The organism is Parasaccharibacter sp. TMW 2.1888, from assembly GCF_023167265.1.
Taxonomy (GTDB): Bacteria; Pseudomonadota; Alphaproteobacteria; order Acetobacterales; family Acetobacteraceae; genus Bombella; species Bombella apis.
The window spans coordinates 51,295-76,094 of record NZ_CP030979.1; the positions used below are offsets into that span (position 1 = coordinate 51,295).

17 protein-coding genes are annotated in these 24,800 nt (G+C 59.2%); 14 read left to right on the top strand and 3 right to left on the bottom strand.

Going from position 1 to position 24,800, the window contains the following annotated elements; translation table 11 throughout:
- Positions 1 to 38 precede the first annotated feature (38 nt).
- Positions 39 to 4,262: a translocation/assembly module TamB domain-containing protein gene (locus tag DTQ13_RS00230; RefSeq protein ID WP_248460690.1), complete on the bottom strand. Its 4,224-nt coding sequence runs from the start codon at positions 4,260 to 4,262 to the stop codon at positions 39 to 41.
- Entirely contained in the window at positions 4,262 to 6,367 is a 2,106-nt protein-coding gene (locus DTQ13_RS00235) for an autotransporter assembly complex family protein (protein ID WP_248460691.1), read from the bottom strand. Before DTQ13_RS00235 ends, DTQ13_RS00230 begins: the two co-directional genes overlap by 1 nt.
- Positions 6,368 to 6,562: 195 nt before the next feature.
- Here DTQ13_RS00235 and DTQ13_RS00240 point away from each other — a divergent pair, with 195 nt between their 5' ends.
- The 13 genes from DTQ13_RS00240 (at position 6,563) to DTQ13_RS00300 (ending at position 23,363) form a co-directional block, all read left to right on the top strand.
- A complete protein-coding gene (locus DTQ13_RS00240; RefSeq protein ID WP_081563184.1) occupies positions 6,563 to 7,522 on the top strand; it encodes a 1-acyl-sn-glycerol-3-phosphate acyltransferase in 960 nt (319 codons plus the stop codon).
- A gap of 51 nt (positions 7,523 to 7,573) precedes the next feature.
- Positions 7,574 to 8,959, top strand: a complete 1,386-nt coding sequence (gene miaB, locus DTQ13_RS00245) for a tRNA (N6-isopentenyl adenosine(37)-C2)-methylthiotransferase MiaB (RefSeq protein ID WP_248460695.1) — start codon at positions 7,574 to 7,576, stop codon at positions 8,957 to 8,959.
- Positions 8,956 to 10,059: a PhoH family protein gene (locus DTQ13_RS00250; protein WP_043560041.1), complete on the top strand. Its 1,104-nt coding sequence runs from the start codon at positions 8,956 to 8,958 to the stop codon at positions 10,057 to 10,059. Before miaB ends, DTQ13_RS00250 begins: the two co-directional genes overlap by 4 nt.
- Positions 10,028 to 10,519, top strand: a complete 492-nt coding sequence (gene ybeY / locus DTQ13_RS00255; RefSeq protein ID WP_081563186.1) for an rRNA maturation RNase YbeY — start codon at positions 10,028 to 10,030, stop codon at positions 10,517 to 10,519. Before DTQ13_RS00250 ends, ybeY begins: the two co-directional genes overlap by 32 nt.
- Before the next feature lie 56 nt (positions 10,520 to 10,575).
- On the top strand, positions 10,576 to 11,460 hold the full coding sequence (locus DTQ13_RS00260; RefSeq protein WP_081563187.1) for a hemolysin family protein: 885 nt from the start codon (positions 10,576 to 10,578) through the stop codon (positions 11,458 to 11,460).
- Positions 11,461 to 11,547: 87 nt separating this feature from the next.
- Positions 11,548 to 12,204 carry a thioredoxin domain-containing protein gene (locus DTQ13_RS00265; protein WP_248460697.1) on the top strand — a complete coding sequence of 219 codons (657 nt, stop codon included), beginning with the start codon at positions 11,548 to 11,550 and terminating at the stop codon, positions 12,202 to 12,204.
- A gap of 46 nt (positions 12,205 to 12,250) precedes the next feature.
- Positions 12,251 to 16,798, top strand: a complete 4,548-nt coding sequence (locus DTQ13_RS00270; protein ID WP_248460698.1) for an AAA family ATPase — start codon at positions 12,251 to 12,253, stop codon at positions 16,796 to 16,798.
- A gap of 147 nt (positions 16,799 to 16,945) precedes the next feature.
- Positions 16,946 to 17,602 carry a metallophosphoesterase gene (locus tag DTQ13_RS00275; protein ID WP_081563190.1) on the top strand — a complete coding sequence of 219 codons (657 nt, stop codon included), beginning with the start codon at positions 16,946 to 16,948 and terminating at the stop codon, positions 17,600 to 17,602.
- Complete coding sequence (locus DTQ13_RS00280) at positions 17,592 to 17,939, top strand: chorismate mutase (RefSeq protein ID WP_248460700.1); 348 nt, start codon at positions 17,592 to 17,594, stop codon at positions 17,937 to 17,939. The genes DTQ13_RS00275 and DTQ13_RS00280 overlap by 11 nt, the downstream gene beginning before the upstream one ends.
- A 149-nt stretch (positions 17,940 to 18,088) precedes the next feature.
- Positions 18,089 to 18,433: a hypothetical protein gene (locus DTQ13_RS00285; RefSeq protein ID WP_043560029.1), complete on the top strand. Its 345-nt coding sequence runs from the start codon at positions 18,089 to 18,091 to the stop codon at positions 18,431 to 18,433.
- Positions 18,426 to 20,630: a pyrroloquinoline quinone-dependent dehydrogenase gene (locus tag DTQ13_RS00290; protein WP_248460701.1), complete on the top strand. Its 2,205-nt coding sequence runs from the start codon at positions 18,426 to 18,428 to the stop codon at positions 20,628 to 20,630. The genes DTQ13_RS00285 and DTQ13_RS00290 overlap by 8 nt, the downstream gene beginning before the upstream one ends.
- A 167-nt stretch (positions 20,631 to 20,797) precedes the next feature.
- Positions 20,798 to 21,178 (top strand): glycerol dehydrogenase, encoded by a 381-nt coding sequence (locus DTQ13_RS00295; RefSeq protein WP_227431441.1) that lies wholly within the window; start codon positions 20,798 to 20,800, stop codon positions 21,176 to 21,178.
- Positions 21,171 to 23,363, top strand: a complete 2,193-nt coding sequence (locus tag DTQ13_RS00300; RefSeq protein WP_248460703.1) for a pyrroloquinoline quinone-dependent dehydrogenase — start codon at positions 21,171 to 21,173, stop codon at positions 23,361 to 23,363. The genes DTQ13_RS00295 and DTQ13_RS00300 overlap by 8 nt, the downstream gene beginning before the upstream one ends.
- Before the next feature lie 160 nt (positions 23,364 to 23,523).
- On the opposite strand, the gene DTQ13_RS00305 is transcribed toward DTQ13_RS00300, so the two are convergent.
- Positions 23,524 to 23,778 carry a hypothetical protein gene (locus tag DTQ13_RS00305; RefSeq protein WP_081563192.1) on the bottom strand — a complete coding sequence of 85 codons (255 nt, stop codon included), beginning with the start codon at positions 23,776 to 23,778 and terminating at the stop codon, positions 23,524 to 23,526.
- Positions 23,779 to 23,983: 205 nt separating this feature from the next.
- Between DTQ13_RS00305 and DTQ13_RS00310 the strand changes: the two genes are divergently transcribed.
- Positions 23,984 to 24,727: an orotate phosphoribosyltransferase gene (locus tag DTQ13_RS00310; RefSeq protein ID WP_052349051.1), complete on the top strand. Its 744-nt coding sequence runs from the start codon at positions 23,984 to 23,986 to the stop codon at positions 24,725 to 24,727.
- Positions 24,728 to 24,800 lie beyond the last annotated feature (73 nt).

A 24,800-nucleotide genomic window follows, 5' to 3' on the forward strand; every position in this document is an offset into this window, starting at 1 on the left:
ACTGAAGCCTCTGCCTCTTTTCTCTACAGGAGCAGGCTCTAATAATCTATCCCATAGGAGAGCCCGACGCTGGAGCCCGGATCATTCTCCGGAGTTGTAAAGCCTGTCACCTGTCCACCAGTGCCGACTGTCGTGTTCAGCTGCAACCGTTTCGTCAGATCAACCTTGACCTGCGCCTGCGCCCCCTTGCCGGACAGACCTTCCTTGGCACCGACATAGACACCCTTCATCACGTATTTGCCTGCCTCCACACTGGCAGCCCCCTTGCCCACGCTGTTGCCCCCACCAATGGCCAGATGGTCCAGCCCCAGCGTGCTGCGGACCTTGCCCATCGGGTCAAAAGCAGAGCCACCACCAATCTGCACGATCGCCAACCCCAGAGATGCCAGCTGAGTTGAAGAAAGAGAGTTTCTGTCCGTCCCGAAAAGCAGGATGGAGAGGACCTCATCACGCGGACGGCTCGGATTGGAGACAAAATCAATCTTCGGATCACTCGCATAACCACGCACGAGCAGGCTTGCCAGAGTCCCATTGGCGTTGCGGTCCGCTCTGAAATCGATTGTCGGATCAAGCCGGTGGGCCGCACCACCGCCAGTAAAGCCAACCTGCCCATGTGTGAAATTGAGATTGATCCCCGCCAGGTTGAAATTGCCCCTCTTCAGATTGATCCCGCCTGTCAGCAGGGGTGCCGTACTCACACCACCTATGTGCAGCTTGCCCTGCATCTCGGCAAACAGGCCATGCCCCCTGACGAACAGTCTGCCAGGAGAGATGAAATCAATATTCAGCCCCACGACCAGTTTCGGCTCCGGTCGGGGAGCCTCCCTGGCCTCTTCCGGCGTGATGATCTCCAGTTGCGGCACCGAAGCCGGCATGGAATCAGGCAGGGTGATCGAAGCCTCCGGCACCGTGATGTCACCCTCGACATCAAGCCTGGTCGTAGCCTGACCATGAATATGCAGATGACTGTTGATAAGCTCCGTCAACATGTCACTCTGTATCGGCTGGGCCTTCTCCATGAGGAACTCCAGGTCAACCGGCAGACCAGGCCTCAGGACACCCACCTGCCCCTTCATCCCCAATGTTCCCCGCCCCGCCCGGGCCGTGACATGATCCAGAACCAGCGTATCCCCATGAGCCATGAGCACGGCATCAATGGCCTGAAGATGCACCCCCTGAGCATAATGGTCGAACGAACCGCCATGCAGCTGCACACTCCCATCGATGCTGGGCTGCTTCATGGGACCTCTGATGCCAAGATCGAGGCTCATCTGCCCACCGGCCGCCATGCCATCCATCCCCAGAAACGCATTGGCAACCGACAGGACCAGCCGCCCTTTTGCAGCAAGGTCCATATCCCCTGCTGGCGACAGCGGCACACGGCCTGTCACCAGCAGGGCTATCGGCTCACCGGCACGCAGCTCCGTCCGCAGCTGGGCCTGTTTCCCATTCAGATCAGCCTGAACATGCAGTCGTCCCGCCGGGAAGGACGCCGTCGGCTCACTCATCAGGCGCAGGTCTGTCCCATCCAGCGTAATCCGGCCCGCTGGAGCTGCCAGACTGCCCTTCAATCTCGCTGAAGCAGCAAATTCACCTGCGGCATGAAGAGACGGAACAAATGGCTCTGCCAGGGCAGGCGTGACATGCTCCAGGCTGGCTTCAAGAGCCATCTCTGGCTTGAGACTACCATTCAGCGTTAGCCGTGCGGCAACACCATGAGGAGGCTGGACTTCAAGAGTCAGCTGGTCAACCGCCATGGCTGGCCCGTAATGCACAGTCACCGGCCGCAGGAGACGAAGGGTTTCACCTTTCAGAACAGCAGACAGTCTGCCCAGCTTCACGGCCTGCCCCGGAATGTCAGCCTGCGCCAGAAGTCCAAAACGGGCCGGAGCTTGCATGACATGCTCAAAAAGACCATCAGCCTGAATCCCCAAGGCTGTCTGTGGTCCTTTCACCCGCATCTTCAGGCTACCCGTCATGTCATTGACCTGCAGACCAGAAAGCTGGAAAGACATGTCCGCCACCGGGTCTTCCTGAAGATGCTGAAGCTCACCCTTCAGGCTCGCCATTTTCACGGCATAGCCATTCGTATGAAACTGGCCATCCAGCGCCAGAGTCAGGCGGTCAGGCGCTGGAGCTCCCGCAAGCCCTTTCTCCACCCCCGGTACCGTATGCAGACCCAGCTGGAGATGCCCGGCCATTGGCCGCCCCAGAAGACGGCTGAAACCATCCAGCCGGGCGATCCTCAACTCCACATCACCCCACGGGATGCGCTGCCCGGTCGGCAGAGCCAGGGCGGCCCGCCCCTGAAGATCCTTCCACGCCAGAGTATCAAGGTCGGCCACGACCTCGCCATCATCCTTGCGGGCAAACGTCATGTGCAACTTCAGGGGCGCACGGTCCAGCGTACCCTGCATCTGCACTGTCCCCTGCGGCCGGGAGGGAAGATGGGCCAGGTCCAGATGGAGATCCACCGGCGCCATGGGCAGGGAAACACCAGGATGCACAACCCCCAGCATTCCTGCCAGATGGGCCTGTGTGGCAAGGTCCGTCACCGATCCTTCCACTCTGGTCTCCAGCGTGGCCTGCCCTCGCAGGGCCTCATGCAATGCGGACAGATCAGACAGGGCCAACCTGAGCGAGGCAGACACTACCTGCTGTGGGTCCAGCTGGCCTTTCCCTTCCAGCCGGAACGCTTTCCCTCCCAGAAAGAGCTGGTCCAGCTGAAGCAGACCCGCCCTGTCCCGCTTCGCCTGAAGACGCAAGGCTCCCTGATCTCCGATCAGGGCCACTGCCTGTGCCGGGCCTTCCTTCAGGCCAAAATGCCCCTCCAGACGGGCCGTCATGTTGCCCGGTGCCCCCAGAGGAACGCTGAAGGCCCCACCAGCATGGAACGATCCGGCCATCTTCTGGCCGAGCAGAGCAGCAAGTTCCGGCAACCGACCCACATCCAGCTGCATGTGTCCGTCCAGAACCGAAGTCATCGTTCCCGTAACATTCAGCCGTACCGCATCATGTTCCAGATGCACCTCATAGGGCCTGTCCACCCGATAGGGCTGCACTGTTGCTGCAAGAACCAGCGGAGCCTCCGCCAGCATGGCCGGGGCTTTTCCAGGTACCCGGACACCATCAAAACGTGCGGACAGGGAAAGCCTGCTTTCCCTGTTCTGCCCTCTGATGACCTTCCTGAACGTCATGGCATCCCGTGCCAGAAGGGCCTGCAGGCCACCTCCCTGCCCATCAAGCTGGAGATGCAGATGCCCTGCCCCGGCCCCTGCTGCCATCAGATTCACGCCATCAAGCCGGATAGTGCCATGAGGGTCCAGCATGGCGCCATCCAGAGCGGCAGCCAGATCAAGCTTCTCCCACCCCATACCGGGCAGAACCGTCATGGGCGGCGCATGGACATCCAGTGTCAGGTCATTCTTCAGATGGACAAGGTCGAGACGACCTTTCAGCAGGGCCGTCAGGGGGCTGTCCTGCTGGGTAGCAGCCCGGACATCCAGCTTTACGGCCAGTGCCCTGTAAGGGCCATGCAGGGAGAGATCGACCGAAAGAGGATCAAACACGGCCAGCCCGCCCGGCGAGGCTGCAAATCCCTGAGCATCTTCATCATAATGTAGCTGGCCATGTGTCCTGTACCGCCAGGTTTGCAGATCAACCAGAAGATGGGCCGGCCTGTCGAGACGCTCTGCCTTCACCCAGAGCCGTAGGGCCGGCATTTTCTTGAATGAGGGCATACGGGTCAGCGCACTGAGGCTTTCCAGCCGGGCCTTGCCTTCAATCTTCAGACTGGCCGCCTGCCCGAACACAGTCGGCCCGACTGTCAGCAGGGAAAGGCCCAGATGATCGACCCGCACCCCCCAGTCTGGCAGACCAGTTGAAGGTTTTTCCTGCGCCTTCGGGTCCGGTGGGAAAGCAGGATTGCGGACATAGGCCAGCTGCTCCGCAGAGAGGTGCCGCACATGGACCTGCTTGTGCAGCAGGGACAACAGGCCGAGCCGGAGGTCCGCATTCCGCCCTTCCAGCCATATGCCCTGCGGGTCCCGCAGAACCACATGAGACAGCGCCAGATGCCAGGGCAGAATCCCTTCCATCCCCTCGACCTGAACCATGCCGCCTGACCACTCTGGCAATTTCTGCTCCACGAACCGTTTTGCCGGTGGCAGATTGATACCCACCAGCAGCACGGCCACCAGCAGGCACACACATCCCAGAAAGACGACGGCGTAACGGAGAATCCTGTGTCCCAGCGCCAGCATCAGAAAGTCTCCCCAAGGCCCAGATAGAGTTCCCACTTGTCACCACGGTTCGGCCGGTTGATCGGCATGGCCACATCCACACGAACAGGGCCGATCGGCGTGAAGTACCGGACACCCCCGCCACAACCGACACGCAGTCTCCCATGACCAGGCATGGAATTGCCACTGACCTGGCCTGCATCCACAAAGGCCGCCAGACCGAAATTCTTTGGCAGACGCTGCCGGAACTCCACTGTCCCGGCATCCATGCTCGTCCCGCCTATGGCATATTTGGTCGTTCCATACTGAGGCCCGACCCCCTGATAGCGGAAACCACGGATGGACCCCGGCCCTCCCGCATACAGACGCTGATCCGGCGGAAGATTCCAGGTGGAAGCCCCCTGGATCGACCCTATCATGACACGCATGGCAATGACGCTGGAGCCGGGCCTGGTCAGCCCCAGACGGGCCAGATCGAAATAGGTGGAAGCCTGCATGTTCATGGGAATGAAGAACGAGGTCTTGTGCTCCAGGGAAACAGATGGCGTCACACCCAGCGAAACACGGAAACCATGCGTCGCCGGTTCAATGGGGCTTGAGCGATGCGTCCCGTCATAATCCAGCTTGATGGGAACAGAAGCAATGAAATACTCCGCCTTCCTACCAAACTGGCGGATATGTTCCTGCTCCAGCGTCATGCCTACACTGCCAGAAAAATCCTTCCACAAGGGGCGTTCCACACGCCCCTGAACCAGAAAAGCCGTCTGCCGGTAGGAATAAAGAAGCTGACGTATGGCTTCGATCCGGAGGTCAAGCGACTGGCTGCGCTGAAGGAAATCCGGCTTCATGAAATCCACATACCCGTCATAGCCAAGGCCCTGCTGGGCTGTTCCACCCAGCCCCGTGGCCATGGCAGCAACACGCAGCTGCTCACCACGGCCCAGCAGGTTCCTGTGCAGCCATGAAACGCCGGCACGCCCGCCAAGATCGGTCGAATAACCGACATCACCTGTCAGACGGTGTCGTTTGCCTTCGCTGAAATCAAAATCGATTGGCAGCGCCCCCTCCACTCCAGGAGGCAGAGGCTGTTCCGCCATTTTCTTCCCAGCCGACTTTTTCCCACCGGGGGCAGGTTTCTGACTGGGTAGGGGCAATACCTTGTCCCCATTCTTCTGTATGACCGAAGCAAACAGCCCCGTACTCCCCAGATCGAGACGTGCCTGCTCCAGCACGGACGGTTGATACAGCTGCCCCTCCCTGAGCAACATGCGGCGTCGGACATAATCCGGCTTCACACGCTCCAGCCCCTTCAGCGTCATGGGGCCAATGACCAGTTTGGGGCCCCGCTTCATCCTGATCTGCACATCGATCTGCTTCCGCTCCGGATGCAGGATGGCCTGAGGCGCCTGCACGTCGGAAAGCCCGTAGCCTTCTTCCTGAAGATATGTCAGCAGGCGGCCCTGTATGGCCAGCACATCCTCTGCAACAGCAGGGGCTCCCTCCTTCAGCCCCAGGCTGCTGCGCTCCCCCTCCGAGAGAGAAAGAACCTGCCGTACGGAAGGCTGGTCCGCCTTTTCCTGTTTCCCATCCGCAGCCTTGCCAGCCGTCCCCTGGCCATCACCATCTTCCCCGACAATGATGATCCGCCCAACCGTGAACTGCTCCCCCAATACAGCTCCCAGATGGATCGTGACCGCCTCTCCCGGCTGCACGGACGCCAGAAAACCAGCCAGATCCGGCGCACGGCCATCCACGGTCCTGCCTCCGGCCTCCACACTGATCCTCACATGCCCGCCATAATAACCACGCGACTGCAACGCCCCCTGCACCCGCTCATAATCAGCCCTTATCCGGCCAGCGAGAGCATATGGACCAACACTGCGTGTAGCCTGAAGACTGACCAGCTGGGACGCTGCCGCCATGCCATCCGTGACGGCCTTGTCACCAACCGGTTCAATCTTTGTCGTGTAAGGCAGGGCGTGCCGCACCAGTTCGTGCACGACAGGCATGCTGTCCTCACCCCATACCGGCATGGTCTCCCACCCCAGCACCACCACACACAACAGTAGCGTTGCAATACGCTCCGACCGTTTCCCCATCCTGCCTGCCAAATGATGACTCGTCATTTTTCCCGCTGATTCAACCAGTTCCGGCATATATTCCAGAACACTGGCTGTTCCGGCCCCTTATGACAGACAGTTCTGTTCTAAAAAAGTTTCTGTTCTGTCATATGAAGCATTCTTCACTGTCACGACAGGAAGATCGCCCTATCCTGCTGATAAAGATTGTCTCTCTTCCATAAAATGCCTATCTAGACGACTATGTCTGTTGCAGAGCCTCACCCAACAAAAAAACGAAAGAGCCATCGGCCGGTTTTCGACCCGGACCGTCTTTTTGCCGAGCAGAACCGTGCCTTGCAGGATACATTCACGGACCGTCTGCGGGCCCGCCTGCGGGCTGGTGCCCTGCTGGCCTGGGCTGCTGCCGGGTGCGTCGGGCAGGGGTCGTGCCTGCTCATGCCCGGCAAAATGTTCCGCCGGTTCCCTCTCTTTTTCTGGAGCGTGGCCTGCCGCATCCTCAACCTGAAAGTCCGCACGATCGGAGAGCGGGCGGGGTCCCTCACGCCACGGGCTGATGGACGACGGGTCATCTACGTGGCCAACCACTGCTCATGGCTGGACGTGCTGGTGTTGGGGAAAGTTCTTCCGGCCTTCTTCATCGCCAAACAGGAAGTCCGCCACTGGCCTGTCATCGGCTATCTGACCTTTCTTGGCCGGACAATTTACATCAACCGCAACCGGCAGGAAGCCGGACAGGATGTCGAAAACGTCATCAACCAACTGCGCAAAGGGTATGACATCGCCTTTTTCCCGGAGGGTACGACCTCCAAAGGCAATGGTCTGCTGCCTTTCATGTCGTCACTCTTTGCCATTGCGAAACCAGTCCGCCGCCCCAGTGACCCGGCCACTGACGATCACCCCTCCTGCATCATCCAGCCCGTCACGGTGGCTTATGACCAGCTGGAGGGCCTGCCCGTAGGGCGGCACAGACGGTCTTTCGTCTTTTCGTGGTTCGGAGACATGGATTTTGGCCCCCATCTGATGGGCCTTGGCAAGTGGCGCTCCATGCGGGCCACTGTCGTGTTCCACCCTCCCATCAAGCCGGAGGATTACCCGTCCCGCAAGGCCCTCTCCAATGCTGCACGGGCCGCCATCGAACAGGGCAGCGAAGACCTGCGGCAGAACCGTCTGCGGGATATCACCCCTTCCACCCGCTCATGACCTGCTTCTTTCTTCCATAGCCCGCTGATTCACGGACAGACTGCGATCATCATGCAAGAACAGATTTCCACCTCCCCATCACGGGGCCTGCACATCATCACATGGGGCTGCCAGATGAACGTCTATGACAGCGCCCGTATGGCGGATGTTCTGCGTCCGTTGGGTTACAGCCCGGTGGACCTGCCCGACAATGCGGACATGATCATCCTCAATACCTGCCATATCCGTGAGCGGGCGGCCGAGAAGGTCTTCTCGGAACTGGGGCGGCTGCGCCAGATCCGTGAGGCCCGCAAGCTGGAGGGGAAAGAGACCCTCATCGCTGTCGCAGGATGCGTGGCACAGGCAGAAGGCAAGGAGCTTCTGGCCCGGGCCCCCTATGTGGACCTCGTGCTTGGCCCGCAGACATACCATCGCCTCCCGGAGATGGTCGCCCGCATCGCCCGTGCCGGTGGCAGCGTGATTGATACGGATTTCCCCGTTGAATCCAAATTCGACCTCCTTCCGGAGGAAGCCGCCCCGCAGAATGAAGGCAACCTGACCGCTTTTCTCACAATCCAGGAAGGCTGTGACAAATTCTGCTCCTTCTGCGTGGTCCCCTACACCCGCGGGGCCGAGACAAGCCGCCCTGTCGCCTCCATCCTGGCCGAAGCCGAACGGCTCGTCGCCAGTGGTGTCAAGGAAATCACCCTGCTGGGACAGAACGTGAATGCCTTCCATGGCGACTGGAACGGCGGCACGACCTCCCTGCCGGAACTGGCCGCCCTCCTGCATGAAAAGATTCCAGCGCTCAAACGTCTGCGTTACATAACGTCCCATCCCAGGGATATGGAGCAGGCACTGATAGATGCCCACCGGAGCAATCCCATTTTCATGCCGTACCTCCACCTGCCAGTCCAGAGCGGGTCCGACAAGGTGCTGAAAGCCATGAACCGTGGCCATACGGCTGATGAATACCGGGAGATCATCAGACGTCTGAGAGAGGCCCGTCCTGACATAGCCCTGACATCCGACTTCATCGTCGGTCACCCCGGCGAAACAGATGAGGATTTTGAAGCCACCATGCAGCTGGTGCGAGATGTACGATTCGCCAGTGCCTACAGCTTCAAATACTCCCAGCGCCCCGGCACGCCTGCTGCTGGACAGCCTTTCCAGGTGGCTGAAAATGTGAAGGAAAAACGGCTTGCAGCCCTTCAGGCTCTTCTGCGAGAACAGCAGGATGCATTCAATGCTTCCCTTGTCGGTACGGTTCAGGATGTTCTCGTCACAGGCCACGGTCGCAAGCCGGGGCAACTCAACGGACGATCACCCTATCTTCAGCCTGTCCATTTTGAGGGCTCCCCCTCCCTGATCGGCGAGATCGTCAAGGTTCGCATTACAGCGCCCTTCACCAATTCCCTTGGTGGCCACCTTCATGAACAGGAAAGCACAGCCATTTGAGCCGCTCCGCCCCAGCGTCCTTTTCCTCCGGTCAGGAAGGACACCGCACGACGACACTCCGCTTCGAGGACAATCATCGCCTGCAGAAAGTCCTCGGGGACCATGACCGTCACCTCATCCGGCTGGAACAGGGAACCGGCACGAGACTGGTCTGCCGCGGCAACCGTGTGGCCATTTCCGGAGAGACGGATGCCGTCAATCGGGCACAGGCCGTCCTCCAGGCGCTCTACCAGCAGGCTGGCAAAGGCGTGACACTGGATGGAGACCAGGTTGATGGCGTCATCAGGCTGACAGCCCTGCCATCACATCGCCGCAGCCCACGCCGCCCCACAGCTGAAGAAACTGCTCCACCCATGGATGCTTCCTCACTGGACAATCTCCCGCATATCCAGACAAAACGCGGAGCCATTGCTCCCCGCTCCCCCGGACAGAGCGCCTACATGAAGGCTCTGGCCAGCAAAGAGCTTGTCTTCGGCCTTGGACCTGCGGGTACAGGGAAGACCTATCTGGCCGTGGCACAGGCCGTTGCCATGTTCCAGGCAGGACAGGTGGATCGCATCATCCTCTCCCGCCCTGCCGTTGAAGCCGGAGAAAGACTTGGGTTCCTGCCCGGCGACATGCGGGAAAAGATCGACCCCTATCTGCGCCCCCTTTACGATGCCCTCCACGACATGATGCCCGGTGATCAGGTCTCACGCCGCATGGCCAGTGGAGAAATCGAAGTGGCGCCACTGGCCTTCATGCGGGGACGGACACTGGCCCATGCCTATGTCATTCTTGACGAGGCCCAGAACACCACCCCTGCCCAGATGAAAATGTTCCTGACCCGCATGGGGGCTGGTACCCGCATGGCCATTACGGGCGACCTGAGCCAGATAGACCTGCCGCGTGGTGTGACATCCGGCCTGCGGGACGCCGTGGCCACGCTGGAAGGGGTCAAAGGCATTGCTGTCTGCCCGCTCACAGCAGCCGATGTTGTCCGCCACCCCCTTGTCGCCCGCATCGTCGAAGCCTACGATCAGAAGGGTGTCGATGCAGCGGCCAACCCCTACCACTCCTACCGGACAGATGATGAAACGCCCCGTTACTCCCCACGCTGAGGTTCTGGTTTCTGATCCACGCTGGCGGGCTGCATTGGGAGATGTGGAGCGGCTTGTCCGACAATCCTGCCAGATGGCCCAGCGCTATGGGAATGTCTTCCCTCAAGGCAGGCCGGGCCCTTCATTCGTCTTTACGGACGACCGCCACATCCAGCGGCTCAATGCGCAGTTCCGCAGCAAGAACAAGCCAACGAATGTCCTAACATTCGAGCCCCCTGCTCCCATGCTGGGTGGAGACATCATCCTTGCTTACCAGACCATGCACCGGGAGGCGTTACAGGCCCGCAAGAGCCTCCGGGCCCATACGGCACATCTGATCGTTCATGGCCTGCTCCATCTGGCCGGACATGACCATCATCATCCCGGTGAAGCCCGGCAGATGGAAGGGCTGGAAACTTTCATTCTCTGCCGGATGGGGTTCGGCGACCCATGGAGGCCACGCCCTCACTCCCGCCGCTGATCCCTGAAAAACCGTCACATTTTCTTCCGCCCGCAAACAGGAACGTTCCGCACCCGATGAAACTTTTCCACCGCAAGGCACGCACAAAGACCATAAGGCAGCATATTGCTGACCTCGTCCGGGAAGCCGCCAGTCTGGGGAAGACCAATCCTGACTCTCCCGAGCTGGACAGGCAGGAACGAGCGCTCATCATGAACGTACTGCGCCTGCGTACCATCACCGCTGATGACGTCATGATCCCCCGGGCCGACATCATCGCCATGTCGGATGATCTCTCCTTTGATGAGGCTCTGGGGCTGATGCGGGAGGAAAACCACTCCCGAATGCCCGTCTACCATGATGAGCTGGATGACATCGTCGGGATGATCCACGTCAAGGACCTTGTCGCCCATATCGGTACGAAAGAACCTTTCAACCTGCGTTCCCTTCTCCGCCAGCCTCTACTCGTCGCACCCAGCATCCCGGTGCTGGACCTCCAGCTCCAGATGCGTCAGCGCCGTACCCACATGGCGCTTGTCATTGATGAATATGGCAGCATCGATGGCCTTGTGACTATTGAAGACCTCATCGAAACCATTGTTGGCGACATCTCTGATGAACATGACGAGCCGGTCACCACACCATGGTTCAACCGTCCCGATGGCACGATCGACCTTGATGCCCGACTACCCGTCAAGGAGCTGGAAGAGCGCCTTGGCCCTGTTCTGACACGGGAGGAACGGGAGGCAGAAATCGAAACTGTCGGTGGTCTTGTCTTCCATCTGGCCGAGCATGTCCCGGCCCGTGATGAAGTGCTGGTTCATCCCAGCGGGCTGGAGTTCCGGGTGATCGATTCCGATGCCCGGCATATCCTGACCTTGCGGATGCGTGTCCCTGCCCACCTGCGGCGGCAGCCGGAAACGGCGGACGGGCAGACACCCTCCACCGGCCCATCCTCTTGACGGTACCACCTCTCTTGCCGTTCATGGCAGGATGAACCGTTGACCGATACCGCACCGTAGCCTTTCCCCCAGAACAAAGGAGCCGTCATGACCTCCCACCACCCATTTTCACGCCGTCATTTTCTGACCAGTGGTTCTGCCCTGCTGGCAACCGGGCTGACTACCGGCACCCTCCTTGCCCAGAGTCCCGCTCTGGCACAGACACAGGCTGCCGCACCGAAAGACCCCCGCCTCTCTCCCCGCATCATCGGTGATGCCAAGGCTCCCGTGCTCGTTCAGGAATGGTTCTCCCTGACCTGCACCCACTGCGCCCATTTTGCGACGGACATCTTCCCCCAGGTCAAGGAACAGTTCATCGATACCGGGAAGATCCGTTATCAGTTCCACGATTTCCCACTGGATCAGGTTGCCATGATTGCTGCCATGGTGGCACGCTCCCTGCCTGAAGAACGTTACCTACCCTTCATCAGCTCCCTCTTCTCCCGCCAGATGCAGTGGGCCTTCTCTGGTGGAGACCCGGTTGCCCACCTCAAGCAGGAGGCTGCCCTGGCCGGAATTGCCCCGGATGAATTCGACAGGATCAGCAAGGACATGACCTTCGGGCAGGAACTGTATCAGCTGACCCAGCAGGACGGACAGACCTACGACATCAAGGGAACACCCTACTTCCGCTTCAACAGCACACCATTCGCTCAGGACCCTGAGACCGTGGAGAAATTTGCCGAGCTCGTCAGCAAGGCCTGATCCCCTCTTCCGCTTTCCTCCATCGCCACAGTCCACACGGGGTTCAATGACACAGCACAAGGCGATCACGACCCGCCTCGATATTGTCGGCTTCAAAAGCTTTGCTGATGAGGTCCATCTGGACATCCTGCCGGGCCTGACCGGCATTGTCGGCCCCAATGGCTGCGGCAAGTCCAACATTGTCGAGGCCCTGCGCTGGACGATGGGGGAAAGCTCCGCCCGTGCCCTACGTGGTGGAGAGAGCGATGACCTCATCTTTGCCGGGACAGGCAGCCGCCCGGCCCGCAATCTGGCCCGTGTCACCCTCCATCTTGGTGCGGCTGCCGGTCTTGCGCCGCCGCCCTTCCAGCAATCGGAAGAGCTGGAAGTCTCCCGTCAGGCAGAACGTGGTGCGGGCAGCACCTACCGCATCAACAATCGTGTCATGCGGGCCAAAGACGTACAGACCATCTTTGCGGACCTGTCCTCCGGTGCCCGCAGCTCATCCATCATCAGCCAGAACCGTGTCAGCCAGCTCATCGCTGCCAAACCGGAAGAGCGTCGCCTCCTGCTGGAGGAAGCCGCCGGGATCACCGGCCTGCATGTCCGCCGCCGGGACGCTGAGCTGAAACTGCGTCAGGCTGAAAGCAATCTGGAACGGGCCGAAGAGCATCGCAGAACGCTGGACCAGCAGCTCAGCAGCCTCTCCACCCAGTCCGAACAGGCCCGACGCTACCGGCAGGCATCAGAGGATATACGCCAGCATGAACGGTCTCTGCTCATCCTTCAACATGCCAGAGCCGAAGAGCTCGTCCAGAGCCGCCGGGCTGCTCTGGAAAAAGCCAAAGAAGCCCTGGCCAGAAATGAGCAGGCTCTTCTGGATGCCAAAAAGCATGTCGAACTACAGGCAGAAAAACGCCAGCAGGAAAGCGAAGCCCTGGCCACGCTCCGCCAACGGCTGGAGCAGTACCGCATCCATGTCGGCGTAGCAGAAGCTGCCCTCCAGCACATGCAGCAGGCCTCGGCCGACCATGCCAGACAGCGGGCCCAGCTGGAAGATGATCTGGCCCGACAGAAAAAAGAGCTGAGCCAGCTGGAAGAACAGCAGGCTCAGACCCGGCTGGCACTGGAACAGATCATGGACCAGCAACGGGCCACCGCCACGAAGCTCCCTGCGCTGGAAGAGACGATCACGGCCCTGCAACAGACAGAAGCCACCCAGCGGGCCGACCATGCTGCGCTGTCATCCCGTTATCAGGATGGAACACTCCAGCATGAACGGCTCCAGAGCCGCCAGCAGGAGCTGGCACGTCAGATTGCTGATGACAGGGAAAACCTCAACCATCTGGAAATCGAACTTCAGGCCATCGAACAGGACTGCACCCGGGAAGCAATTGCTGATCAGCTGCGCCAGCAGGTCTCCGCCAGCATGGAGGAAGCCAGCAGCTGCGAACGCAACGCCCGGGAGGCCGAAGCTCATTTTCAGGAACAGAGACTTCTCACCGACCGCACACAGCGTGATCTGCATGAAGCCAGAACCCGGCTTGAACAGCTGCAACAGCGTGAAAAAGAACTGACCCAGGCAGTGACCAGGCAGCAGTCCCGTCTGGAAACGGAACGAACCCAGAAGCAGGAAACCAGACACGGCCTGCTTGACAAGACCGCAGAAGAGCGGTTGCAGGCAGCCTGTCAGACCACACGGACACTGGCAGAACAGACCGCCCTTGCTGAAAAAGGTCTGATACAGACGCGTGAACAGGCAGAGCAGCTCTGGCTCAGCGAGCAGGCTGCGCTGGAAAAATGCCAGCAACGCCGCGAATTTCTGCAACAGGACATCAAACGCCTGACCGAACAGCTGGCAGACCAGCAGGCACGCTCCACAGCAGCGCAGGCCGCCCTGAAGGACGCCCTTGACCGTGCGATCAGCATCGAAGAGCTCGATGGCGCACGGACCCGTCTCAACATGCTGGCAAAGCAGATCAACTCCCGCCTCGAAGCCATCACCCAGACCGAAGAACAGCACAATGCTCTTCTGGAACAGGAAAAAGAGGCACGGCAGGCCCTGCAACAGATCGAAACGGACCGGCTGCGTTACCAGAGCGAGCATGAAGGGCTGCAAAGCACCCTGCAAGGCAGTCTCCTCGCCATCCCCCATCCCGTACTGGAACAGCTGGAAATCCCGGACGCCCTCATCAGGGCCGTTGCAAGCGCCCTGACAGATGGGCTGGAAGCGTCTCTCCCCCCTGAGGGAGAACCCCTGACTGATACGCCACGGCAATGGCGCCCTCTGCCCCCGCTTGGGAAACAGACACCCGCAGTCAAGGCACTGGCGGCCCTGCCCAGTCTGGCATCCCTTATCAATATACCGGCTCCACTTGAGCGGGCTTTCCGGGCCATTTTCCTGCTGGAAAAGACTGAAGACGGCCCTGCCCTCCACCACTATCTTCAGCCTGGTCAGGCCCTCGTCACAAAAGAAGGGGGCCTCTGGCGCTGGGATGGTTTCATCCGCCAGCCCAACACGCCCACGGCAGAAATGGTACGCCTCCAGCAGGCACAGGCCCTCAAGAAGACCGCTGCCGCCATTCAGACACTCGACCAGCAGCACGCTGTCCAGAAAGCTGCCGCCGACACACTGCACACACAGTGTGAAACACTGGCACAGGCACTGGCAGAACAGCGCCAGTCTGCCCAAAACGAACGTGACGAACAGGCACGGCAGAAGCACCAGCTGGAAGGACTTACGGAACGCCATGCCTTCCAGCAGGAGCAGATCTCCCTTCTCCAACAGGAAGCCTCCGGCCATGAGGCACAGCAGAACCGGACAAAGTCACAGCTTGCTGCGGTACAGTCAGAGCTGAAGGCCCTTCCCGTTTCAGACAAGGCCGTCTCCGACGCTGCGGCAGTACTCCAGACCATCCGGGATGAAGAACAGTCAGCCCGACTGGCCTCTGAAGAGGCCCGCTCCCAACACCAGAAAGCTGAAAACGAGCGACAACAGGCCCTGTTCAGGAACGATGCCCTGAAGAAACAGCTCGCTGAACGGACACAGACCATCGACCAGCTGGAGCAGGACATCAGGGAGCTGAGCGGACAGAAACAGACCGTACTGGACACACAGGCAAAGATCGACCTTCCAGCTCTTCAGTCGGCTCTGAAAACAGCAGAAGACGCACTCCATCATGCCCGACAGGCCGCAGCAGAGGCCATACAAAAGGCCGAAACAGTCCGCAAAGAGGCCACACGACAGGAACAGGCCCTTCAGGAGCGAAGCCGCCTTCTGGCTGGCCTGCAAGCCCGGCGGGAAAGCCTCCAGCAGCAGATCCAGACCCTGAAAATCACTCTGGAAAAACGCCTGACTGATGAAGCAGCCTGCCAGAAAAATCAGTCCGATCTGCCGGACATCGCCATTCTGAAAGAAGAACTCGACCGGACGAAGGCCGGGCTGACCAGCACCACGGATGCCCTTCAGCAGCACCGGGCAGACCATAACACCCTGTCGCAGACTCTTTCCCTGCTAAAAGAACGACACGGGCATCTGCTGACGGACAGCCAGAAACAGGCCGACCGGCATGCCCAGCTCCAGACCCTCATCAAGGACCTGACGGACCGCCACGCAGCCCTGATGACGGCCACCCCGGAGCAGGCGGAAGACTGCAGCCTTGCCCGCCATGAAGAGCAGCTCCAGAAGGATATGGAAACGCTCAGAACGCTGGAAGAAGAAGAGAAGGTCTTCACCAGCCACCTGGCCCAGACCGAAGCCACCCTGCATGACCAGCAGGCCCTGCTGGACCACCACAAGGATGGCAGCAGCCGCTACCGTGAAGACACCATCCGGCTTGGTGAACGGGCCGAACAGGCAGAAGAGGCTCTGGCTCTCCTGCGCCATGATTCCCCCCTGCCAGACAATGCCGAAGCCCCGGACACTGTTTCAGCCGATGCTGAACAGGCCCTGCGGCAGGCCCTGAAACGGGCCCTGAAGCGCCGTGATGATCTGGGCCCGGTCAATCTCTGTGCCGAAGACGAGTTCCAGACAGCCCAGAAAGAATCCGAACGAATCGCCCGGGAGCATCAGGACCTCTCAACCGCCATTGCCCGCCTGCGTGGCGGGGTCGGGGCGATCAACCGGGAAGGCCGACAACGCCTCATGGCCGTCTTTGCGGACATCAATGAGCATTTCCAGAAGCTCTTCACCCGCATGTTTGGTGGAGGCAAGGCACATCTCCAGATGGTTGGCAGCGACGATCCGCTGGAGGCCGGGCTGGAAATATTTGCCCAGCCCCCCGGAAAGAAACTCTCAACCCTGTCTCTTCTCTCCGGCGGAGAGCAGGCTCTCACAGCCCTCTCGCTCATTTTTGCAGCCTTTCACTGCACGCCAGCTCCCATCTGCGTTCTGGATGAGGTTGATGCCCCCCTTGATGATGCCAATGTGGAGCGCTTCTGCACGCTCATCCGTGACATCACCAAAGAAACGGGCACCCGTTTTCTGGTCATCACCCATCACCAGCTGACCATGGCCCATATGGACCGTCTCTATGGGATCACCATGCAGGAACGGGGCGTGAGCCGCCTGCTCTCTGTCAATCTGGATGAAAGCATCCGCATGGTAAATGGTTGACCTTCTCCCATTATCATCAGACAATTAGTGCCCTTTAAGGCAACTGGAGGCTGAGTTTACAAAACCGTGAGCGATCGACCTATCTTTTCAGAACCACGGCTTGACGAATCGGTTTTATCCCGCATTCGCGAGCATGGTCTTCGCATTGTGGGAGACGTGCACGGTGATCTCAACGCTTTCCGCCATGCCATAGCCACAAAGCGCTTCATCATCCAGCTGGGAGATCTCGTCGATCACGGGCCGGACAGTGCTGGCGTGCTGGAAACCATGCTGGACCTGCTGGAGACGCACAGGGGCATGTTCGTTCTCGGCAATCACGACCGCAAGTTGGGCCGAGCGTTGGAAGGGCGGCGGCTGCGCCGTGACCTCCCGCTGGAAACCACCCTGAAACAGATTCAGACCTCCACAGCCGAAGACCTCGCTAACCGTTCCCTCAAAGCCGTCGCTCAGGCACCGGCATGGCAGAGGCTGGGCAACATGCTCTTCGTTCATGGTGGGTTCCACACGGCCATGCTCTCCGGCCCCCCGCCACAGACAGGGCTTGCCGACATGTCCGCCCCTCTTTCACGGGCACTCTTCGGAGAAACGACAAGCCGCCTCCAGCCGGACGGGTATCCAGAACGACGCCTGAGCTGGATCAACCGTATTCCAGAAGGTATAACCGTTTATGTCGGGCATGACAGACGGTCCCTTGATGGCCGCCCACTGCACCGGACTGGCCGGCTGGGAGGAAAAGCCATCTTCATGGATCTCGGCGCCGGCAAAGGCGGCCATCTCGCATGGATTGACCTCAATGACCTCTAAAAATGACACATTGCCTGATCCAACCCGTCAGCTGACCGCTCTCCGCCAGCGTATCGACAATATCGATGCTGCCCTCATCTATATGCTGGCAGAACGTTTCCGCTGCACAGCCGATGTGGGGGCTCTGAAAGCCTCCTCCCACCTCCCTGCCTGCGACCCGGCCCGGGAGAAAAAGCAGCTGACCCGCCTGCATGCTCTGGCCCAGGATGCCGGATTGGACATTGACTTCACAAAAAAGTTCTTTGCCTTTCTTGTTGGGGAGGTCATTGCCAATCATAAAGCTATTGCTGCACAGTTTCAGGATACGCCACAAAATCCCGTCCTGAATAAAGAATAGATTGATCCATTTTACCTATCATAAATATAAATTAACTTTATTTATCTATTTTTCTCCCATCCTGGATGGCCTCATAGTTACGACATGGTTTCTGCTAGACTGGAGATAATGTCGTGTCACCATCATCGTCCTCCAGACCGAAGCAAGGATTGGCAAGCCTGGCGACTTACGCACTGGCGCTTCTGATCCTGCTTTTCGGCCTTTATTTTGTCATTTTCGGCTCATGGCTCATTCTGCTGGGTGGGTCCTGGTATTACACCCCCTGCGGACTCCTTCTCTGCATTTCCGGCATCTATCTCTTCCGCCAGAGCCCCACAGGAGCATGGAGCTATCTTCTCGCCTGGGCCCTGACAATTCCCTGGACGATCTATGAGGTCGGTTTCAATTTCTGGGGATGGTTGCCGCGCCTCTTCGGGCCCACCCTGCTGGCGGTTGCCGTTGTTGCCTGCCTGCCTCACCTTCTCCGCAACCAGAAGGAACACTACAATGCGTAACCAGGCTTACCTTCTCGGTATCCTTCTGGGTGGCACCATCCTTGGCGCCTCGCTCCCGGTCCATGTGGCCCATGCCCAGATTCCTCCCTCGCTGGAAACCCCCGGCCCGGACAATGACAGCGAAGCGCAGACGAGCTCCAGCATCTACCACGACCCTGAGCCGGGTACCCCCCAGCCAGCAGGCGTCAATGCCGCCAACCTGCCGGATATTGATGAGCTCCCCATCGACCAGCTCCCCCAGGCCGTCCCTCAGGAGAGTGCCAATCCCAAACCTGAGGACTGGCCTGCCTATGGGCGTGATGACCAGGCGACACGCTATTCTCCGCTGACACAGATCACGCCGGAAAATGTCAGCAGACTGCAACGGGCGTTCGTCTACCATACCGGCAGCCTCCCTCCCAAAGGGAAGGCCAACAAGTGGGCTGCAGAAACCACGCCGATCAAGGTGGGTGATTCCCTGTATCTCTGCTCCGCCACGAATGACATGATGCGTGTCGATGCCGCTACGGGGCAGGAGAAATGGCACTTCCATGCCCATGAAAGCTACGATGCCATTCCCTATACGGCGGCCTGCAAATCCGTCACCTACTACACGTCATCCACCGCAGCGGATGGGCAGCCCTGCCATAACCGCATCATTGAATCGACACTGGACAACAGGCTGATTGCTGTTGATGCCGAAGATGGCAAGCTCTGCGAGACTTTTGGCCATGGCGGGCAGGTCAATCTCATGCAGGGCATGGGCTGGTCCGTCCCCGGTTTCGTGGCCATGACAACAGCTCCGCCCATCGTCAATGGCGTGATCGTCGTCAATCATGAAGTGCTTGATGGCCAGCGCCGCTGGGCACCATCAGGCGTCATCCGGGGATATGATGCCGAAAGTGGGAAATTCCTCTGGGCTTGGGATGTCAATAATCCGGACAACCACCACCAGCCGGACAAAGACCATTATTACAGCCGTGGAACACCCAATTCCTGGGCGGCCATGACGGGCGACAATGCCCTGGGGCTGGTCTATGTGCCCACAGGCAACTCTGCGGTTGACTATTACAGCGCCATGCGCAGCGATGCGGAAAACAAGGTGTCATCCGCCGTGGTGGCGCTTGATGTCCGCACGGGCGAACCCCGTTGGGTCTTCCAGACCGTCCACAAGGATGTCTGGGATTACGACATTGGTTCCCAGGCAACGCTGTTCGACTATCATGCCGATGACGGAAGCATCATCCCGGCCCTCATCATGCCTACAAAACGGGGCCAGACCTTCATCCTCGACCGTCGGACAGGCAAGCCGCTGCCAGACTTCCCCGTCGTGGAAAAACCGGCTCCCAGCCCGGGCTTCGTCCAGGGTGATCCACGGGCTCCAACGCAGCCGTGGTCTGTCGGGGTTCCCCGTCTTGGCTTCCCGGAGCTGACAGAAGCCGCCACATGGGGCATCTCACCACTGGACCAGCTGGCCTGCCGCATCAAATTCCGTCGGGCCCATTATGTCGGCGAGTTCACACCGCCTACCATCAAGCAGCCGTGGCTGGAATACCCCGGCTATAATGGGGGCAGTGACTGGGGCAGCATCTCCTATAACCCGCAGACGGGCATCCTGCTGGCCAACTGGAGCAGCCTGCCCATGTATGACCAGCTCGTCAGCCGCAAGAAAGCTGACAAAATGGGGCTGATTCCCATTGATTCACCCCAGTTCAAAGCTGGCGCTGGTGGGGCTGAAGGTAACGGGGCACAGGCGCAGACGCCCTATGGAATTGTCGTCACCCCGTACTGGAACAGCTTCACCCAGATGATGTGCAATGTGCCACCCTACGGGATGGTCACCGCCATTGACCTCAAAGCGCACAAGGTCCTGTGGCAGAAGCCACTTGGTTCGGCCCGTGCCAATGGCCCGTGGGGCATCGCCTCGCACCTGCCACTGACAATCGGTACGCCCAACAATGGCGGCCCTGTCATGACCGCTGGCGGTGTCGCCTTCATCGGAGCATCGACCGACAACCAGATCCACGCCATTGACCTCAAGACAGGCAAGACGCTCTGGACTGACGTGCTGCCCGGTGGGGGACAGGCCAACGCCATGACCTATGCCGTCAATGGTCGGCAATATGTCGCCATCATGGCCGGGGGGCACCACTTCATGCGCAGCCCGGTGTCTGATGCGCTGGTTGTCTATGCTCTGCCAGAGGCAGACAGCAAGTAACCCCGGGATCGTGCCGGTTGCATGAAAAAATCATGTAACCGGCATGTCCAGTGTATCAACCTGAGTTCCCTGACCAAATATATGGTTTGATCTTGTCAATCCGTTTTTATCCGAAGCGTGTATCCCCATGGTTTCCTGATATTTTCTGGTCAACTGGAGATGGAACTGTGTCTTTTCTCTCTTATCCCAATGAAAAACCCAAAGGCGCAGATATAGCCATCTGGGCATTTGCCCTGCTGATTCTGCTTTTCGGGCTTTATTTCGTCATTTTCGGCTCATGGCTCATTCTGCTGGGTGGGTCCTGGTATTACACCCTCTGCGGACTGCTCCTCTGCCTATCAGGCATCTATCTTTTCCGCCAGAGCCCTGTGGGTGCCTGGACCTATCTTCTCGCCTGGGCCCTGACAATTCCCTGGACAATCTACGAGGTCGGTTTCAATTTCTGGGGATGGCTGCCGCGCCTCTTCGGGCCCACCCTGCTGGCCATCGTGGTCGCTGCTTTTCTTCCCCGTCTCCTCCGCAACCAGAAAGTCACTCCCGATGCGTAATCAAGTCCGTCTTCTTGGTCTCCTTCTGGGAGGTACCATCCTCGGCACATCACTATCCGCCGTAAAAGCCCAGGAGGCCGCCTCCCCCAGCACGTCTCACGAGACGGCACCTGCGGAGGAAACGGTTTCCACCATCTATCATCCCCCTGCTCCCAACACACCCCAGGCCACAGGCGTCAATGCCGCCAACCTGCCGGATATTGATGAGCTCCCCATCGACCAGCTCCCCCAGGCCGTCCCTCAGGAGAGTGCCAATCCCAAAGCTGAGGACTGGCCTGCCTATGGGCGGGACGACCGGGCAACACGCTATTCCCCGCTGACCCAGATCACACCGGAGAATGTCAGCAGGCTGCAACGGGCGTTCGTCTACCATACCGGAGTCCTGCAACCAAAAGGCAAACTGAATCGACTGGCGCCGGAAACGGCCCCCATCAAGGTGGGTGATTCCCTGTATCTCTGCTCCGCCACGAATGACATGATGCGTGTCGATGCCGCTACGGGGCAGGAAAAATGGCACTTCCATGCCCATGAAAGCTACGATGCCATTCCCTTCACCTCTGCCTGCAAATCCGTCACCTATTACACGTCATCCGCCGCAGCGGATGGGCAGACCTGCCATAACCGCATCATTGAGGCCACGCTGGACAACCGGATGATCGCCGTTGATGCCGAAGATGGCAAACCGTGCGAGGCCTTTGGCCATGGCGGGCAGGTCAATCTCATGCAGGGCATGGGCTGGTCCGTGCCCCGTTTTGTTGGGGTGACCAGTCCGGTTCCCATCATCAATGGCGTGATCGTGGTCAATCATGAAGTGCTGGACGGTCAGCGCCGCTGGGCACCATCAGGCGTCATCCGGGGATATGATGCCGAAAGTGGGAAGTTCCTCTGGGCTTGGGATGTCAATAATCCGGACAACCACCACCAGCCGGACAAGGACCATTATTACAGCCGTGGAACACCCAATTCATGGACGGCCATGACGGGCGACAATGCCCTGGGGCTGGTCTATGTCCCCATGGGCAATTCCTCGGCTGACTATTACAGCGCCATGCGCAGCGATGCGGAAAACAAGGTGTCATCCGCCGTGGTGGCGCTTGATGTCCGCACGGGCGAACCCCGGTGGGTCTTCCAGACCGTCCACAAGGATGTCTGGGATTACGACATTGGTTCCCAGGCAACGCTGTTCGACTATCATGCCGATGACGGAAGCATCATCCCGGCCCTCATCATGCCTACAAAACGGGGCCAGACCTTCATCCTCGACCGTCGGACAGGCAAGCCGCTGCCAGACTTCCCTGTCGTGGAAAAACCGGCCCCCGCCGGTGTCATGAAGGATGATCCCCGTACGCCGACGCAGCCATGGTCTGTCGGGGTTCCCCGCCTCGGTTTTCCAGACCTGAAGGAGTCGGACATGTGGGGCGTCTCGCCGCTGGACCAGCTGGCCTGCCGCATCAAGTTCCGTCGGGCCAGTTATGTTGGCGAGTTCACACCCCCTTCCCTCAAAAAGCCATGGATTGAATCCCCCGGCTATAATGGGGGCAGTGACTGGGGCAGCATCTCCTATAACCCGCAGACGGGCATCATGCTGGCCAACTGGAACAATGTTCCCATGTACAACCAGCTTGTGAACCGCAAAACGGCGGACCAGCTGCGACTGATCCCTGTGGATGTTCCCGAATACACGCCACGCCATGGCATGACAGCCGGCAATGCCGCCCAGGCTGAGACGCCGTATGGCACTCTGGTTGGTCCCTTCTGGAACGAATTCACGAGGGTAATGTGCAACGCACCTCCCTACGGCATGCTCACCGCCATTGATCTCAAGGCACACAAGGTTCTGTGGCAGCGGCCCTTCGGCTCGGCCCGTGCCAATGGTCCATGGGGGCTGCCGACAGGTCTGCCCATCGAAATCGGCACGCCAAACAATGGCGGGTCTGTCATGACGGCTGGCGGTGTGGCCTTCATCGGGGCGTCAACCGACAACCAGATTCACGCCGTCGACCTCAAGACAGGCAAGACACTCTGGACGGACGTGCTGCCCGGTGGAGGACAGGCCAACGCCATGACCTATGCCGTCAATGGTCGGCAATATGTCGCCATCATGGCCGGGGGGCACCACCTCATGGGGACACCTGTTTCCGATCAGCTGGTTGTCTATACCCTGCCAGAGCAGGCAACAAAATGATCTGCTCCCTCTGGCTGTCTGCTTCTCCGGGCAGCCAGAGGGCCTGAGAGATTTGATCAAAACTGAAAATATCAAAAAAGCGGAGAGCCATCCGGCACCCCGCTTCATCATGTGTCTCTGGCCCAAAGAGCGAAGGACAGCATCAGGCCATGTTGTGGCTTCAATGTGGCCTGGTTGGAGGGCAGTTACAGCCACGCGTAGGCGCAGCCGAACGCCGGACGATGTGATGATCTATCCACTCCGAGACAAGCAGCCGGGCTTCTGGCAGGGACGATTCTGGATGATGGATGCGATACAGGGTTGTGCAGGCAGCAAAAATACTCATCTCGCTTTGCCCCATATCATGCAGCTCCTGATAAGCTGTAATTACGGCGCGTTCGCATTTGCGACCAATGTGCCCGGTGTCGATTTTCATATCCCATAACCCCTACGATACCCTGTTTTCCCCAGGAAAAACCTCCATCAGGAAAGGCGGGCCACTATCATCAGCCCTACCAATAACAGAATAAAGCGTCACCAATAAGAGAATGGGCAAAAAAGACATCTTTGCCCTACCCCTCCTTCCTTCTAACGGGTAGATGTCTCCAAAGGAACCATTTTTCGAGATTACGGAGAGAATAATGCCTGCATCTGGCACAGCATCAAATCTGGGCATCCGCCCCACACAGTGGGACCGTGATGCTGCGCTGACAACGGCGCGCATTCTTCTGGAAATCAAAGCCATCAACTTCCGGCCCAGCGAGCCTTACACGCTGACATCCGGCTGGAAATCCCCCGTCTATATCGACTGCCGCAAGATCATCTTCTTCCCCCGCGCCCGCAAGAAACTGATGGAACTGGCCGTTGAAAAAATTGGCCGCCACATCGGCTATGAAAGCATTGATGCTGTCGTGGGCGGTGAGACGGCAGGTATTCCCTTCTCCGCCTGGATTGCTGACCGGCTGATGACACCAATGGCCTATGTGCGCAAGAAGCCTAAAGGCTTTGGCCGCAATGCACAGATTGAAGGTGACGTGCCAGAGGGCATGCGCACCCTGCTGGTAGAGGACCTGACAACAGACGGCGCCTCCAAGATCCGTTTTGCCAATGCCCTGCGTGAAGCAGGTGCCATCGTGGATCACACCTTTGTCGTCTTCTTCTACGGCGTCTTCCCCGGCGCCCAGAAAACCCTTCAGGACATGGGCATCAGCCTGCATGCACTCTGCACCTGGTGGGATGTACTGGAAGCCTGCGCCGATGGTCAGTATTTCTCTGCCGAAGACAGCGCAGAAGTTCGCCGCTTCCTTGAGGACCCATGCAGCTGGTCCAAAGCCCATGGCGGTGTCGGCAGCGCAGAAGAAGCACTTGCCTTCAAACGGGGCTGACCGTTTCACACCCAGCCTGAAAAGGACGATGAAAGGAGGGCAACCTTTCTCTCCTTTTCAGGCCCCACCATCA

Coding starts and splice junctions, on each gene's coding strand:
- DTQ13_RS00230 (WP_248460690.1), bottom strand. CDS start 4,262: ATGCTGGCGCTGGGACACAGGATTCTCCGTTACGCCGTCGTCTTTCTG.
- DTQ13_RS00235 (WP_248460691.1), bottom strand. CDS start 6,367: ATGACGAGTCATCATTTGGCAGGCAGGATGGGGAAACGGTCGGAGCGT.
- DTQ13_RS00240 (WP_081563184.1), top strand. CDS start 6,563: ATGTCTGTTGCAGAGCCTCACCCAACAAAAAAACGAAAGAGCCATCGG.
- miaB (WP_248460695.1), top strand. CDS start 7,574: ATGCAAGAACAGATTTCCACCTCCCCATCACGGGGCCTGCACATCATC.
- ybeY (WP_081563186.1), top strand. CDS start 10,028: ATGATGAAACGCCCCGTTACTCCCCACGCTGAGGTTCTGGTTTCTGAT.
- DTQ13_RS00260 (WP_081563187.1), top strand. CDS start 10,576: ATGAAACTTTTCCACCGCAAGGCACGCACAAAGACCATAAGGCAGCAT.
- DTQ13_RS00265 (WP_248460697.1), top strand. CDS start 11,548: ATGACCTCCCACCACCCATTTTCACGCCGTCATTTTCTGACCAGTGGT.
- DTQ13_RS00270 (WP_248460698.1), top strand. CDS start 12,251: ATGACACAGCACAAGGCGATCACGACCCGCCTCGATATTGTCGGCTTC.
- DTQ13_RS00280 (WP_248460700.1), top strand. CDS start 17,592: ATGACCTCTAAAAATGACACATTGCCTGATCCAACCCGTCAGCTGACC.
- DTQ13_RS00290 (WP_248460701.1), top strand. CDS start 18,426: ATGCGTAACCAGGCTTACCTTCTCGGTATCCTTCTGGGTGGCACCATC.
- DTQ13_RS00300 (WP_248460703.1), top strand. CDS start 21,171: ATGCGTAATCAAGTCCGTCTTCTTGGTCTCCTTCTGGGAGGTACCATC.
- DTQ13_RS00305 (WP_081563192.1), bottom strand. CDS start 23,778: ATGAAAATCGACACCGGGCACATTGGTCGCAAATGCGAACGCGCCGTA.
- DTQ13_RS00310 (WP_052349051.1), top strand. CDS start 23,984: ATGCCTGCATCTGGCACAGCATCAAATCTGGGCATCCGCCCCACACAG.